The organism is Kitasatospora sp. NPDC059160, assembly GCF_042755465.1.
Classification (GTDB): domain Bacteria; phylum Actinomycetota; class Actinomycetes; order Streptomycetales; family Streptomycetaceae; genus Kitasatospora.
Map to the genome: position 1 here is coordinate 1 of NZ_JBHZCN010000105.1, position 15,181 is coordinate 15,181.

At 70.4% G+C, this 15,181-nt stretch carries 12 protein-coding genes and 2 CRISPR repeat arrays; of the genes, 11 read left to right on the forward strand and 1 reads right to left on the reverse strand.

The features are described from left to right. Positions 1-307 precede the first annotated feature (307 nt). From ACFXOZ_RS33695 to ACFXOZ_RS33745, 11 genes are all read left to right on the forward strand, one after another. Positions 308-1,621, forward strand: a complete 1,314-nt coding sequence (locus tag ACFXOZ_RS33695) for a helix-turn-helix domain-containing protein (protein WP_380593705.1) — start codon at positions 308-310, stop codon at positions 1,619-1,621. Positions 1,622-1,724: 103 nt separating this feature from the next. Beyond that, entirely contained in the window at positions 1,725-1,931 is a 207-nt protein-coding gene (locus ACFXOZ_RS33700; RefSeq protein ID WP_380593706.1) for a hypothetical protein, read from the forward strand. A 10-nt stretch (positions 1,932-1,941) separates the two neighbouring features. Continuing rightward, on the forward strand, positions 1,942-2,079 hold the full coding sequence (locus ACFXOZ_RS33705) for a hypothetical protein (RefSeq protein WP_380593707.1): 138 nt from the start codon (positions 1,942-1,944) through the stop codon (positions 2,077-2,079). Beyond that, positions 2,076-2,981 carry a UDP-N-acetylmuramate dehydrogenase gene (locus ACFXOZ_RS33710; protein WP_380593721.1) on the forward strand — a complete coding sequence of 302 codons (906 nt, stop codon included), beginning with the start codon at positions 2,076-2,078 and terminating at the stop codon, positions 2,979-2,981. The genes ACFXOZ_RS33705 and ACFXOZ_RS33710 overlap by 4 nt, the downstream gene beginning before the upstream one ends. 256 nt (positions 2,982-3,237) lie before the next feature. Further along, positions 3,238-4,057: a CRISPR direct-repeat array (repeat unit 29 nt; unit sequence CGGAGCAGCCCCGTCTGCGCGGGGAGGAG). Positions 4,058-4,255: 198 nt separating this feature from the next. After that, a complete protein-coding gene (locus ACFXOZ_RS33715; protein ID WP_380593708.1) occupies positions 4,256-5,119 on the forward strand; it encodes a CRISPR-associated endonuclease Cas3'' in 864 nt (287 codons plus the stop codon). Beyond that, a complete protein-coding gene (gene cas3, locus ACFXOZ_RS33720; RefSeq protein WP_380593709.1) occupies positions 5,116-7,011 on the forward strand; it encodes a CRISPR-associated helicase Cas3' in 1,896 nt (631 codons plus the stop codon). Before ACFXOZ_RS33715 ends, cas3 begins: the two co-directional genes overlap by 4 nt. 4 nt (positions 7,012-7,015) lie before the next feature. Beyond that, complete coding sequence (gene casA / locus ACFXOZ_RS33725; RefSeq protein ID WP_380593710.1) at positions 7,016-8,596, forward strand: type I-E CRISPR-associated protein Cse1/CasA; 1,581 nt, start codon at positions 7,016-7,018, stop codon at positions 8,594-8,596. Continuing rightward, the gene (casB, locus tag ACFXOZ_RS33730; protein WP_380593711.1) at positions 8,593-9,150 is read left to right on the forward strand and encodes a type I-E CRISPR-associated protein Cse2/CasB; all 558 of its coding nucleotides are present in this window, start codon (positions 8,593-8,595) and stop codon (positions 9,148-9,150) included. Before casA ends, casB begins: the two co-directional genes overlap by 4 nt. A gap of 3 nt (positions 9,151-9,153) precedes the next feature. Beyond that, positions 9,154-10,404, forward strand: coding sequence for a type I-E CRISPR-associated protein Cas7/Cse4/CasC (cas7e, locus tag ACFXOZ_RS33735; protein ID WP_380593712.1), 1,251 nt, complete (start codon positions 9,154-9,156; stop codon positions 10,402-10,404). After that, on the forward strand, positions 10,401-11,141 hold the full coding sequence (cas5e, locus tag ACFXOZ_RS33740; protein WP_380593713.1) for a type I-E CRISPR-associated protein Cas5/CasD: 741 nt from the start codon (positions 10,401-10,403) through the stop codon (positions 11,139-11,141). The genes cas7e and cas5e overlap by 4 nt, the downstream gene beginning before the upstream one ends. A 40-nt stretch (positions 11,142-11,181) precedes the next feature. After that, positions 11,182-11,817, forward strand: coding sequence for a type I-E CRISPR-associated protein Cas6/Cse3/CasE (locus ACFXOZ_RS33745; protein WP_380593714.1), 636 nt, complete (start codon positions 11,182-11,184; stop codon positions 11,815-11,817). A 73-nt stretch (positions 11,818-11,890) separates the two neighbouring features. Continuing rightward, a CRISPR array of direct repeats spans positions 11,891-12,285; the repeat unit is 29 nt; unit sequence GTCCTCCCCGCGCGGCCGGGGCTGTTCCG. A gap of 2,067 nt (positions 12,286-14,352) precedes the next feature. Here ACFXOZ_RS33745 and ACFXOZ_RS33750 read toward each other — a convergent pair. Continuing rightward, on the reverse strand, positions 14,353-15,147 hold the full coding sequence (locus tag ACFXOZ_RS33750) for an exodeoxyribonuclease III (protein ID WP_380593722.1): 795 nt from the start codon (positions 15,145-15,147) through the stop codon (positions 14,353-14,355). Positions 15,148-15,181: the final 34 nt, after the last annotated feature.

A 15,181-nucleotide genomic window follows, 5' to 3' on the forward strand; every position in this document is an offset into this window, starting at 1 on the left:
GCTACGACAAGCGGGCCTACGTCTTCCATGGCACGGTCACCGTCGCAGCGATCCGCCTCTGGCTCCGACCATGATCCGCCGGACAGAACCTAGGCGCAGCGCATCGGCGCCGCCTTCGGTCGGATCGCGGAGATGTCGCTACCGGCCAAGCAGGCGTGAACCAGGCGCGGTTCCCGGTGCCCGTGCGCAACGGCGGCACATCCGGGGAACGGTGCGGGAGCCCGTTCTCCCGAGAGGGGTACGGGCAAGCCCACCACTCGATACCGTGGCGTTCCGTGGCGGAACGGATACTCAAGCCGGGGCCAGTGTGAAGCCCAGCATCACGTTCGGGAAGTTCATCGCGCTGCGCCGCACAGCGAAGGGCTGGACGCAGCTGCGCCTGGCCCACGAGGTGAACCGCAGCGAGGACTGGATGTCCCAGGTCGAACGCGACATCCAAGGGGTCAAGGACCTGGCGCTGCTGCGGCGTCTCGCCGAGGTGCTGGGCAGTAACCTCGGAGAGTTGTTGGCTCTGCCGCAGCCCGCTGCCGATCGGCCAAGATCCCGCGCCCGGAAGTCGGCCTCGGCTACGCTGGCGAGCACTTCCGCTGCCGAGGAGGACGATGTGCGACGCCGCCCGTTCCTGACCCTGGCGACTGCCGCCCTCTTCGCCTCTGCTGCCGGCCAGGAAGCCGCGCACGCCGAAGAGAAGGCCCCGTTGACCGGGCTGGAAGACCTCCTGCTGTACGGAGCGGACCGAATTCCGACACCCCGCTGCGAACCCACACACGAGTCCGTCGCCACATCGCTCCTGACGTCCCGTCGCGAGTTCAAGGAGGCCCGGTACGACGCGCTCGCCGAAGCACTGCCGGGCCGGATCGCCGCCGCCCAGCTGGTCGGCAGCACCGAGGAGCGGGCCCGCAACGTCGCCCAGCTCTACAACATCGCGGTCCGGCTGTGCATCAAGATCGGCGACAACAACCTGGTGGCCATCACCGCCGACCGCGCGCTCACCGCCGCCCGGGCCGGCGGCGACCCCCTCGTGGTCGCCGAGGCCCAGAGGATGGTCTCCAGCTCCTGGCGCCGCCAGGGCAGCCTGGCCCGCGCAACCGACATCGTCGTGGTCGCCGCCGAGGAACTACTCGCCGACAACACGGTGCCCGAGACCGCCCGACTGGCCCTGCGCGGAGACCTGTACGCCACCGCGGCCTACACCGCCGCCAAGTCCGGCGACCGCGCCTACGCGCACGCCCTGATCCGGGAAGCCGCGGACAGCGCGGCAGCCGCCGGCCGAACCTCCGGCCTGGTGGACGGCATCCAGGGCGTCGCCCTGCACGAGCTGTCCGTGCACTACGAGCTCGGCGACGCCGGAAAGGCAATCGAACTGGCCTCCACGATCGACCCGGCCGCCCTGCCGACCGCCGAGCGGCAGGCCAGGTTCTTCACCGACGTCGCCCGCGCGTTCGACCAGTGGGGCAAGCCCGAACAGTGCTTCAAGGCCCTGCTCGCGGCCGAGGAGGCCGCCCCGCAAGAGATCCACCGAGGCGCCGTCCGGGGCCTGGCCGGCGGCCTGCTGAAGCACGACCGAAAGCTGCCCGGCGTGCGGGACTTCGCCGCCCGAGCAGGCATCCGGACCGTCTGACCCGTAGCCGCACTACGGCCCGTAGCCCGACTACGGATCCGGCCCCCGGCCCGGCAGTTCACTGGGAACGTCCGCACCTCCCACCCGCTGCCGAAGGCCTCACATGCCCAAGCACAGCACCCCCTTGAACACCGCCTGCGCCAGGCACGCCGCCGCGCCGCACGGACGCTTCGACGCCCTCCTCACCGGCCTGTGGGCCGCCCTCCACCTGCCGGTCATCGTGCTGCTCGCCTTCGCCGCTGACCACCAGGCCAGTACCGGCGCCCAGCCGCCGACGGCGGCCGCCGAGCCCGACCAGCTCATCCCCTAGGAGCCCCCCCGTGCCCCGTCGCACCCTGGCCTCCCTCACCACCCTGCGCCTCGGCGGCCCCACCGGCGACACCCTGACCATCTCCGACCCCAACGACTGGCCGGACCTCGTCCATGGCATCACCCGCCACGGCCACGAGGCCCCCTGACCCTCGGCCACGGCAGCAACGTCATCGCCTCCGACACCGGACACCCCGGCACCGTCGCTGTCATCAACACCCGCGGCATCACCACCAAGCGAGTGGACGACACCACGGTCGCCGTCACCGTCGCCGCCGGCCACCCGCTCACCGACCTCACCGCCTGGGCCGCCACCGAACACCTCGCAGGGATCGAGTACCTGGCCGGCATACCCGGCACCGCCGGGGCCGCCCCCGTCCACAACGCCGGAGCGTACGGGCAGCAGATCTCCGACACCCTGCACCACCTGCACGCCTGGGACTGGCACGCCGGCCTCATGCGGACCCTCCCCGCCCAGGAATGCCAACTGGGCCACCGCCACAGCCGCTTCAAGCAGGAACCCGGCCGCTGGACCATCCTGTCCACGACCCTCCACCTCACCCGCACCGACACCGCCGCACCCATCACCTGCCGACGCCTCGCACGCGAACTCGGCGTCCCGGCCGGCACCCGGCCCCCGCTCGCCGAGACCACCACGGCCGTCCTCGCCGACCGCCACCACCGCGGGCTGCTCCTCGACCCGGACGGCCCCGACGCCCGGCAAGTCGGCTCCGCCTTCCTCGACCCGCCCGTCACACCCGACCAGGCCGCCCGCTGGTCCGTCGCCGGATGCCCCGTCCACACCGGCATCGACGGCCGCTGGCGTATGAGCGCCGGCTGGCTGCTCGAACTCATCGGCTGCCACCCCGGATACCGGATCGCCGACGGCATCCGCTGCTCCCAGCGGCGCACCCTGGCCATTACGGCCCGCGGCGAGACCACGGCCACGGCCGTCGCCCAGGTCCTCGCCGACATGGTGGCGCGGGTGGACGCCAACACCGGGATCAAGTTGTGTCCCGAACCCGTTCGCGTCGGCCAGTGGCCCGTGTAGGACCCGCGCCCGGCGGAGCAGATGCAGCTCGACGATCCAAAATTCCAGCCTGCCAGATTTGGTATGCCCATCCTGCGGGGGGAATGGAGAGGCTGGGGTGCTGGGGCTGCCAACAGCCCGGCCACCCCCAGCCCGTTGCGGGCTCGAGCCTTGTGTGACCGAGGGCCATCAGGCCAACACCGCACCCGCAGCGCGCCATCGCCGAAGCTGTCACGACCGCCCGGGACCGGCACCGCCAAGTCGCCGACATCAACCTCGGCCGCGTCTGCGCGGGCGGGAGGAGCTCTACGTCACCGGCTACCTCGTCCCCCTGTGGAGCAGCCCTGTCGGTGCGGGGAGGAGGTGATGATCCAGCGCCTGCTGATCCTGGACGGCGGAGCAGCCCCGTCTGCGCGGGGAGGAACTGCTGATCTCCGATCACCATCGAGCTGGTGATCGGGGCAGCCCCGTCTGCGCGGGGGACGAGCGGTAAGGCTCGTAGTCGAGGACGGAGTAGCCCGGAGAAGCCCCGTCGGCATGGGGAGGAGGTGATCTCCGTCTCGTGCACCGTAATGAACACCGGAGCAGCCCCGTCTGTGCGGGGAGAAGCGGAGCCGTCAAGCCGAGGCACTCGCGAACTCCGGAACAGCCCCGTCTGCGGGGGGAGGAGACGACGGTGAGGATCGCCCCGGCGGGGTTCACCGGAGCAGCCCCGTCTGCGCGGGGAGGAGAAGAACCGCTCGATGGCCCTGTCGAGCGCCTCCGGAACAGCCCCGTCTGCGCGGGGAGGAGGACGGCACCCGTCGCCTGTACTGGATGCTGACCGGAGCAGCCCCGTCTGCGCGGGGAGGAGCAGTCCATCAACCAGGTCTGCCGCAACAAGCTCGGAGCAGCCCCGTCTGCGCGGGGAGGAGGGTTGCTTCCGGCCCTTCATCCGGGCGCTGATCGGAGCAGCCCCGTCTGCGCGGGGAGGAGTCCAGCACATCGGCCTGGATGGCCACGCAGAACGGAACAGCCCCGTCTGCGCGGGGAGGAGGCGGTCGAGGCGCACCCCTCCGGTAATCCCTCCGGAGCAGCCCCGTCTGCGCGGGGAGGAGGCTTCGCGACCTGGGGTGTTGTAGTGACTTTGCTTCTTCTTTGCCTTGTCAAGGAGCTGTGCGTGATCCGGGGTGCGGGTGGCGGAGCACCGCTCGACGTCTTGGCGGCCCGGGTGGATCGTTGCCTCGTCCATACATGACGATACGTCAATAAGCTCTGCAGGGGCGTTGTCAGTGGCTCGGTCTACGATCCGCGACGTGCTATTTGACTGTGAGGCCTTGCTGGGATCTCAGCCGTGTGGTGGCCTTGATTGTGCCTTGTGGGGGAAGTCGGAGGGCTTGCCACCAGGGGTGGTGTATCCGCTGGTGGGCCACCTGCTGGATGTGGCAGCGGTGGCATGGTGGGCCTGGGATCTTCACCTGGTGGATCTCCAGCGCCGCGTTCTGGTGGCCGGCATGGGTCTGGATCCGGACCGAGTCGAGGACAGCGAACGCGCTCGGGCGCTGCTCGCATGCTGGGCCGGCTGGCATGACGTGGGGAAGATCGGCGGCTTCCAGCGCAAGGACGCTGAGGCGTACGAGTTCCTTCACGGCTATGACCCGCTTGATGCCGGTGTCGTGTCGTCGCACGGCCACGTGACCCATCTCTTCCTCGCGCATGCTCTTCCTGCTCTCGGCTACGACGCCGATGGCGGCGGGCTGGCTCTGGCGTCGCCGGCCCGGCGGGTCGCGCAGATGCTCGCGGGGCACCACGGCCGGTACCCGGCTCCGCCCTCGCGGCGGGCCCTGCGCTCGGCGGCGATCCGGGACAGAGAGCTGGGTGGCGGCGAATGGGACAGGCAGCGCCGACTGCACTTGGCGGCGGTGGCTGATGCGGTGGAGCGCCCGGCTGCGCCGCCAATGCTGTCCGCCGAAGCAGCGGTTCTAGCGACGGAGGTCGTCGTGCTCGCCGACTGGCTGGCCTCCCAGGAGCGCTACGTGGAGGCCCAGTTGCATGCGATCGGGGAAGCCGGCGGCGGCTCCCTGGAAGGGCACTGGGACCGCGCGATGAAAGCCGCGCCCGCGCTGATCGACGACGCCGGCCTGCTGGTGCCGCAGTGGAAGGAAACCCCACTCACATGACCTTCCGGGACTGGTTCGACTTCGACCCCAACCCCATGCAGGCATCGCTGCTCGAGGGCTTGCCGCGCTGCGCGGTGCCCGGCGCCGCGGGGCTGTTGATCATCATGTCGGAGACGGGCAGCGGTAAGACCGAGGGCGGCCTGTGGGGAGCAAGGTGGCTGGGCGGGCCCGGTATCGGGGTCCACGTCGCACTGCCGACCATGGCCACCACGGACGCCTCCCACCGGCGGGTCCAGACGTGGGCGGGTCGCGCACTGGCGGCGTCCTCCCCGGTCACGCTGGCACACAGCCAGGCCGGCTGGAACCGCGACACCTCGCGCGTGCTGACCCACGAGGGCGGCCTGGACACGTTGCCCTCCGCGTGGCTGGAAGAACGTGGCAGGGCGGTGCTGGCGGGGATCAGCGTCTCGACGATCGACCAGGTCCTCGCCGCAGTGCTGAGAGTGCGTCACAATGCCCTGCGACTCGGCGGGCTGACCCGCAAGGTCCTGCTCGTGGACGAGTGCCACGCCTACGACCCGTACATGCAGTCGCTGCTGCGCCGGGCCCTGGCCTGGTGGGGCGCGATGAGGGTGCCGGTGGTGCTGATGTCGGCGACCGTGCCAGCCTCGGTGGCACGGTCGCTGGCGGCCGCCTATCTGTCCGGATCGGCCCCCGGCGCCCCTGTGCCCGACGTCGAGCCGGTGTACCCGGGCTGGCTGTACGTGGACGGGACGACCGGCACGCCGACAAGGTCGAACCGCATCACCACCAGCCGGCCCCGCACGCTGGACGTCAACCTGGTGGAACTCCACGGCTCGAACAAGCCGAAGCAGGACGCCGGCATCCCGGCGGCGGACGAGGCCCGCGCCCGGTTCGTCACCGATCTGATGCACCAACAGGCTGGCGACTTCTGCACGCTGGTGGTGTGCAACACGGTCCGCTCCGCACAGCACACCGTCACCGCCCTCGACCGGCTGCTCGACCAGGACGTGGAGGTCTTCCTTGTCCACGCCCGCTACCGGGTCCTCGACCGGCGCCGCCGCACGCTCCGCGTCGAGGAGGCGTTCGGCAAGAACCGCGACAAGCGGCCCCGGCGCGCCGTGCTGGTCAGTACCCAGGTGTGCGAGCAGTCGCTGGACCTCAGCCTGGACCACGTGGTGAGCGACCTCGCGCCGATCGCGCAGCTCATCCAGCGCGCCGGCCGCGGACTTCGCCACCACGACGGTGACGACGTGCGCGTTCCTGTGACCGTCCTGGTGCCCTATGGCGCGGACGGATCGCCGGACGACGGCCGCTGGAGGACGGTCTACGGGCGGGCCCTGATGCGCTCCACCCGTGAACTCCTCACCGCCCACGGGCCGATCGCCGTCCCCGGTGATGTCCAGAAGCTCGTGGACGCGGTCTGTGCGGGCTGGGACACCGACGTGCCGGACCGGGACATCCGCGCCCACCTCGCGGGGGAGCAGGCGATGGAGAACGCGGCAAAGCCGGTCATGATCCCCCACCCGCGAGACCTGGTGGACCTGTTCGACCTCACCGAACTGTCGATGACCGAGGAGCAGGCCGCGACCCGCTACAACCTCGACAGCGTCACCGTCCTGCCTCTGTGGGCGCAACCCGGAGGGCACCTGGGCCTGGAGAGGGACGGCAACCTCACACTCCCGGAACGGCAACACGCTGACCTTCGCCCGGTCCGCGAACGCCTGCTGTCCGTACGGCGCGAGCACTGGCAGCGTGCCCTGCCAACCCTGGCCGAACGCCTGCCCGGCTGGGCTGCCGATCGCAGGCTAAAGGACGTCCTTATCATCGAACACCCTTGCGGGCAAGGCGAGTTGTCAGTGGGAGGGTTCACAGTGTCCTATGACAGCCGCCTGGGCCTCATCGTCCAGGCGCCCGTTGCCCAGGAGTAGAAACGTGAACGCCCCACCCGACTTCGACCTCGCCCAGGAACCATGGGCCGACTGCCTGTACAACGACGGATTCGTACGCCCCGTCGGATTCCAGCAGGCCCTCCTCGACGCGCACCGGATCGTCGACCTCGCCCTGCCCTACCCGGCGGCCTACGGCGCGCTCTACCGGCTCCTCGCCGCCATGGCCTACCGCATCACCGGCCTCGACCGGCTCCAGGACGCCGAAAACGCCGAAGGCTGGCACCGGCGCCGCAACCGCCAGTTCGGCACACCCTTCGACCCTGACAGCACCAGGGAGTACTTCGCGCGCCACCACGACCGCTTCGGGCTCTACCACCCCGTCCGGCCCTTCCTCCAGGACCCGCGCGTCGCCGCGGACTGCAAGGACACCTCCGGCATCAACAAGCTCGTCATCGGGGGAGCGTCCGGCAGCGCCCGGCCCTGGTTCGCCAGCAAGCACGGCGACCACTCCCAGCAGCCCCTCCCGTCGGCGGAAGCCGCCCTGCAACTGGCGATGTGGGCCTACTACGGCTCAGGAGGCACGGTGACCACCCGCTCCCACAACGGTGTCACCACCCAGACCGGCTGCCAGGCCGCGCCGGCCCGCGGCACCGTCGGCTACCACCCCCTCGGCACCACCCTCCACACCACACTCCTCGCCCACCTCACCCCGCCCGCCATGCCCGATGCCGGCGCCCACCCCGACGAAGCGATCTGGGAACGCGACCAACGCTCCGACCCCACCCAACCCGCCCCCGACCCCCGCGGCCCCGTCTCCCTGCTGACCGGCCGCATGCGCCACGCCATCCTGCTGACCCCCAGCCCCGACGCACAGCAGGCCACCGACTGCACCATCACCTGGGGCGCCCGCAACCCGCCGAAAACGACCGGCGGCGAGAAGACCGAGTACGTCGAGGCCCACCCCGACCCCTACCTGTCCTACCGGCGATCGACCAAGACCCAGCGCCCCGGCGCCGCCGTGGAGGCCGACGGCGGCCGACACCTCTTCCGCGACCTCGACGTCCTCCTCAGCGACCCCGACAACCGCCCCGACACCAAGCGCAACGCCCCCACCCGCCCCCTCGTACTGGCCGCCTGCGACAAACTGCCCGACCACGTCCTGGACACCCTGCGCCTGCGCGTCGTCGGCGCCCAGCAGGACCGCGCCCAGAACAGGGACAGCCAGTGGTGGACCACCACCACGCCCCCGCTCCTCGCCCACAGCGCCCAGCACGACCCGGACACCGCCGAACTCGTCGAGGACGCCGTCAAGGAAGCGGACACCGCCGCCTGGCGGCTCGACCTCGCCCTCGCGGCCGCGTTCAACGACCGCCCCAAAGACAAGACCGACACCGCCAACCGCAAAGCCCGCACCGCCGTCCACTACTGGCCCCGCGCCGACGCCGCCTTCTGGCACCTCTACAACACCGGCCAACTCACCAGCGCCCAAAACCGCATGCGCCACGCCGCCCTCGACGCCTTCGACCACCTCACCACCGCCCTCACGCGCAGCCCCTCCTCGACCCGCCGAGTCGCCCAGGCCCGCGCGTTGCTCCCCCTGCCCCGCAAGGAATCCACCCCGTGACCGACCTCACCACCAGCCCGCCGGACGCGCCGCAAACCCACGCCCGCCGCTTCGTCGACCGCATCGACGCCCTCCTGCGCGACAACGGCGCCGCCCGGCGCGCCCTGACCACCGGCCTACGCCCGTGGAACGGCGAGCCCCAAGGCGGCATGCACCCCTACGTCGCGACCTGGCTGCCCGACGGCCTGCACCCGCAACGGGAACGCGCCTACTACACCGTCGCCGCCCTGATGACCACCACCAGCCGCGCAGGCATCGGCACGGGCATCAGCATCGGCGACGCGCTCGCACGCGCCTCCCGCACCGTGTCCGCCACCACCACCGAATCCTCCCTGCGGCGCCTGACCACCTACACCACCGCAGGCCCCTACACCCACCTGCGCGGCGCCGTGCGCCTGACCGACGCCGGCGGCGCCCTCCTGGACTGGGAACGGATGCTGCGCGAACTCGACTCCTGGTACTTCACCGGCCGCCGCACCTGCACCCAGTGGCAACAGGACTACTACCGCACCACCCAGCCCCGCCCCACCAACACCACGAACGACAGCGAGTGAGCCATGACCACCACCATCCCCGCCACCTTCCTGGACCTGCACATCATCCAGACCATCCCCCTGGCCGCCCTCAACCGTGACGGAGACGGCAACCCCAAGTCCGTGGTGATCGGCGGCGTCACCCGCGCCAGGCTCAGCCCCCAGGCCATCAAGCGCCCCGTACGCCAGCACATCGAGAAGGCCCTCCCCGAGGAAGCCGCCGTCCGCACCCGTCGACTCGTCCACGAGATCCGCGACATCCTCCTGCGCGACCACTGGACGCCCCAGACACCCGGCGAGGCGACCCCGGAAGAGGCGGAGCTCGCGACCTTCGCCGCCCTGGACGTCTTCGCCGCCGCCTCCGGCGGCATGAAAGTCGGCAGCGTCGAGGAAGCCGCCGAAGGAGCCAAGGCCAAGGACCCCCTCGCCACCGCCGCCCTCATCTACACCCCCGCCAGCACCGCAGCCCGACTCGCCAACGTCGCAGCCGGCCTCAAGGCCGAGTACGAGACCGCCCTCAAGGACGCCTCCGCCAACGGCGGGAAGCCCAAGTCCCGCAGCAAGGCCAAGAAGGACGAGCCCACCACACTCGCCGACCCGAAGCACATGAAGGGCTGGCTCGCCGAAGCGAACGGCTCCATCGCCCTGCTCGGCCGCACCCTCATGGAGGTCGACGGAGCCGAACGCGACGCCTGCGTCCAGGTGTCCTCCGCCTTCACCACCCACGAAGCCGTCATCGAAGTCGACTTCTTCGTCGCGGTCGACGACTACGCCGCCTCCACCCCCGGCATCCCCGACGTCGGACAGATGGGCGACAGCCAGCACACCGCCGGCACCTTCTACCGCTACGCCACCATCAACCTGCAAGCCCTCATCACCGCCAACAACGGCGACACCGACCTCACCCGCCGACTCACCCACGCCTTCATCGACGGCTTCATCAACACCCTGCCCGACTCCGGCCAGACCAACGCCGCCGCCTGGACCCTGCCTGACCTCGTCCACCTCGCCGCCCGCAGCGACCGGCCCGTCAACCTCTCCACCGCCTTCGACAAGCCGATCCGCGGCGGCCACACCGGCCACGCCACCCCCTCCACCGAGCGTCTGGCCGCATACGCCGCCACCATCCAACGCCTCACCGCCGGCCGCGGCCTCGTCCACGCCGTCCACGCCCACACCGGCACCGACAAGCTGCCCGGCCTCGGCCAAGCCACCGAGAGCTACGAGCAGGCCACCGACACCATCCTCGACGCCGCCTTCGGAACCCAGCAGTGACCGACCCCGTCCTCGTCCTGCGCCTGGCCGCGCCCATGCAGTCCTGGGGCGTACGCGCAGCCTTCGCCGACTACCGCGACAGCACCGACCACCCCACCCGCTCCGGCGTGCTGGGCCTGCTCGCCTGCGCCCTCGGCCACCCCCGCGGAGCCGACCCCGGCGACCTCGCCCAACTCGACCTCACCATTCGCATCGACAAACCGGGCACACCCATGGAGGACTTCCACACCATCGGCGGCCAGACCACCACCGAGGTCGTCCCCTCCGCCGACGGCGGCACGCGCCGAGGAGCCGTCCTCACCCGTCGCGCCTACCTCGCCGACGCCGCCTTCACCGTCGCCCTCACCGGCCCCACCGCTCTCCTGCACAAGGCCAGCGACGCCCTCGACCAGCCCACCTACACCCCGTTCCTCGGCCGACGCGCCTGCTCGCCAGCAGCCCCCTACAACCTTGGCATCCACCCCGGCGGCGTCAGCACGGCACTCGCCACCGCACCGCTGGACCGCACCGCCCCCGCAGGCAAGACCACAGTCACCGTCGACACCATCACCACCGTCGCCCACGACGACCCGACCGCCACCCACACCCTCAACGACAACCCCCACGGCCGACGCCGATTCAGCCAACGCACCCTCGCCCGTGTCGCGCTGACCCTCCCCGCCGACCTCTGCGTCGGCAACGACGCCAGCGAGCGCTACGAACGACTCCACAACTACCGCTACAACCACACCAACTAGCCGAAAGCTCCCCGCACGCCGGGGCCGCAGAGGAACACCGATGACCAGCGCCTACCTCACCGAAATCCGCCTCAACACCCGATCCCGCGACGTCCAGGCCGACCTCAGGAACGGCGGCTACGGCTTCCACCACCGCACCGCACGCCTCACCGACTCCGACACCACCAGCGGCAACTCCCGGCTCCTGTGGCGACTCGACACCTTCAACAACGGCCTGCGCCTACTCGTCCAGACCACCGACAAGCCCGACCCCACCACGCTCCCCGACCACTACGGCAACACCCGTACCCTCCCCCTCGACAAGCACCTCGACCGCCTCACCACCGGCCAGAAGATCCGCTATCGCCTCGCCGGCAACTCCGTCCGCTTCGCCTTCGACGAGATCACCGGCCTGCCCCTGCCCAACCGCATCCCCTGCAAGGGCGACGAGATCACCACCTGGTGGACCCGCCGCGCCCCCGACATCGGACTCGACATCGACACCACTGCCACCTTCCAACTCCCCACCGTCACCGGAACCCGCGAACGCAAACCCGGCTTCCGCCTTGTCCTCACCCGCTACGACGGCACCGCCACCATCACCAACCCCGACACCCTCCGCACCGCCATGCTCACCGGAATCGGCCGCGGCAAAGCCTTCGGCGCCGGCCTCCTCACCATCGCCGCTACCCTGTAACCCAAGCGGCCAGAAGCTCCTTGACAACAGCAAAGAAACCGCAAAGCCACCGAAACGCCGCAGGTCAGAAAGCGTCCTCCCCGCGCGGCCGGGGCTGTTCCGTTGGCTACGGCATAGGCGTCCCGGTCCGACGGGTCCTCCCCGCGCGGCCGGGGCTGTTCCGTGCATCGCCACCATCGCCGACTCCGCCGACATGTCCTCCCCGCGCGGCCGGGGCTGTTCCGCCCGACTCTGCACAGAGCTGGGCGGCGATCAGGTCCTCCCCGCGCGGCCGGGGCTGTTCCCATCCTCGACCCGTGGTGCAGGTCGATCGTGGCGTCCTCCCCGCGCGGCCGGGGCTGTTCCGGTGAGGGTCTGCGGGATGACGACGAGGGGGGTGTCCTCCACGTGCGGCCGGGGCTGTTCCGCTCAAACACCTGCGCACCGCCGACATCGTGATGTCCTCCCCGCGCGGCCGGGGCTGTTCCGGTTGGCGCCTCCGGCCAGGTCGCCCTGCCGACCTCTTCCCCGTCCGGCCCGGAGTTGCTCTGCGGTACCAGGTGGCTGGCATCCCGGGCGTGGCCGGAGCTGCTCCGGAGAGCAGCCGATGGAACCAGCCCCAGCCCGTCGTCTTCCTCGTGCAACCGGGGCTGTTCCGATCCCGAAGATGCCTCAGGAGCCGATCAGGACGTCTTCCCCGGGGCCGGGGCTGTTCCGCCGGCCGATTCGATGAGGTACATGCCGTCGGCGTCCTCCTCGCGTAGGCGGGGCTGCTCCGATGATCGGTGACTCGGCGGCCTATGGCGGCGTCTCCTCCTCGCGCAGCCGGGGTTGCTCCGCCGTACACGGTCAGGAGTTCGGAGCGGGAAACGCTCTCCCTGCGCAGTCGGGACTGTTTTGACTTGGGACGAGCCGACCGCCACCGTGTCCGAGTCCTCCCCGCTTGGCCGGGTTTGTTCCGATGAGTGCCGAACTCGCCTATGCGGCACGGCTGTCCTCCCCGCGAAGACGGGGCCGCTCCGCCCATCGGGAATAGCATTTCGTACACGGTGCTGTCCTCCTCGCGCAGCCGGGGCTGCTCCGTCGAACCCGTCGCGGACCCCGGACAGATCCTCGTCCTCCCTGCGTAGTCGGGGCTGCTCCGGCGTCCCGGATCCGGGACGAGGGTGACGGCAACTCCTCCCCGCACAGACGGGGCTGTTCCGACTGAACCGGCCGGGTAGAGCAGGAGCTTGACCTCTTCCCCGCGCAGACGGGGCTGTTCCGAGCTCGGCCTCGGTGTCAGGGGCGATGTGCGCGCCTTCCCTGCGTAGACGAGGCTGCTCCGGCCTACAACGACTCCCACAACAACCTGGGACTGTCCTCCCCGCGCGGCCGGGGCTGTTCCGACAGCGCCCTACTCCCAGGGGAACGGCGGCGAGTCCTCCCCGCGCAGACGGGGTTGTTCCGGACTGGACGAAGACGGACGGCTGGAGCGGTAAGTCTTCCCCCACGGCCGGGACGGGCGTCCACCCCTCCGGGAGTGGGGTCTTCCCAGCGCACCCGGGGCTGTTCCGACGTGGAGCCTTGGGCAGGTGTTCCAGCCCTGATCCTCCCCGCGCAGCCGGGGCTGTTCCGTACTACGACACCCCGTTTGGCCGCTGGTACGGGTCCTCCCTGCGCAGCCGGGGCTGTTCCGAACCTGGCGTGGCTAATCGCCGGCCAGAGCCGTCCCGCCCGCGCAGCTGGGGCCGTTCCAGGGGGGTGAAGCCGATGGAGTGGCACCTGTCCTCCCCGCGCATCCGGGGCGTTCCGACCTCGGACTGGCGATGCCGAGGAAGGTGTCCTCCCCGCGTAGTCGGGGCTGCTCCGCCCGCGCTCTCGACGAGGTACATGCCGTCGGCGTCTTCCCCGCGTAGCTGGGACTGTTCCGGCCATGCCGCAGGTCTGGATCACCGCCGTGTAGTCCTCCCCGCGCAGACGGGGCCGCTCCACTTTCGTCAGACGAACCGTCAGGAAAGAGATCGCCTTCCCCGCGCAGTCGGGGCTGTTCCCATGCATCTCGGCTCCTATCTGGGCGGGGATAGGTCGTCCCCGCGCAGCCGGGGCTGTTCCGTCGTACGAGCACCCGTTCGGCAAGCTGAGAGCCGTGGAGGTGGGATCGGGTCAGTCGCTGCGACGAGATCGCAGCGGGAGATTTGGGGACTTGCCGGGGACCACGCGTCGTTCACCATGGTCTCTGAGGTGCCCTTCGGTGAACGAACAGCGCGGGCTGTCTACCGTCTGACGTGCAGCGATGGCTATCCCCGGGCGACTGGGGGTCAAGGGGTTGGGGCGGTGGCTATATCTAGAGGGATGTTCGGGTCTGGATCGTCGGGGGAGCTGATCTGGGGCGGACGGGTGCTTCGCTTGTGGAAGCAGGGTCACCTAAATCGCGATGTTGAAAAATCCACTCCGGGAGTGTCGTGCGACTTCCTTCGCCGCTGGCGTATTTGCTACCGAGAGGCAGCCCGGACGTGTGGAATGCCCCGCGTCGGGGCCGCCTCTTGATTCTGCCGAACTACCAGTTTCTGCTGCCTAGTTGTTCAGATCGAACACTGCCGTGACCGGTGCGTGGTCGGACCAGCGCTCGGCGTGTGAGGCAGCGCGCTCGACATAGGCCTCTACGCACTTCTTAGCGAGGATTCCAGTAGCGATAATTAGGTCGATCCTCCAGCCGGAGTCGTTGTCGAAGGCGCGGCCGCGGTAGGACCACCAGGAGTAGGGGCCGGTGCGGTCGGGGTGGAGGGCGCGGACGACGTCGACGTAGCCGGCCTCGTCGTAGACGCGGGAGAGCCAGGCGCGTTCCTCGGGGAGGAAGCCGGCGGACTTCTGGTTGGCCTTCCAGTTCTTGAGGTCCTCGGGGCGGTGGGCGATGTTCCAGTCGCCGCAGACCACGACCTCGCGGCCGTCGGCGGCGGCGCGGGCGCGCAGGGCGGTGAGGTGGACGAGGAACTCCGCCATGAACCGTTCCTTCTCCTCCTGGCGTTCGGTGCCGACCTCGCCGGAGGGCAGGTAGAGGCTGGCGACGGTGAGGCCCGGGAGGTCGATTTCCACGTACCTGCCCGAATTGTCGAACTCCTCCGAGCCGAATCCGATCACGCTGCGCTGCGGCTCCTTGCGGGAGAGGATCGCGACGCCGGCCCGGCCCTTGGCGACCGACGGGGCCCAGATCGCGTGCCAGCCGTCCAGGTCGCGCAGCTCGACGGGCAGTTGCCCGGGTTCGGAGCGCACCTCCTGGAGGCAGATCACGTCCGCCTCCGTTCCGGCGAGCCACTCGACGAAGCCCTTCTTGGCCGCCGCACGGATTCCGTTCACGTTCACACTCGTCACCACGATCACCCGGGCAGCCTACCCATTGGGCGCC

Bases quoted from the DNA above. Each gene is read 5' to 3' on its own strand.
- ACFXOZ_RS33700 (WP_380593706.1), top strand. From the start codon at position 1,725: ATGCCCAAGCACAGCACCCCCTTGAACACCGCCTGCGCCAGGCACGCC.
- cas3 (WP_380593709.1), top strand. From the start codon at position 5,116: ATGACCTTCCGGGACTGGTTCGACTTCGACCCCAACCCCATGCAGGCA.
- cas7e (WP_380593712.1), top strand. From the start codon at position 9,154: ATGACCACCACCATCCCCGCCACCTTCCTGGACCTGCACATCATCCAG.
- ACFXOZ_RS33745 (WP_380593714.1), top strand. From the start codon at position 11,182: ATGACCAGCGCCTACCTCACCGAAATCCGCCTCAACACCCGATCCCGC.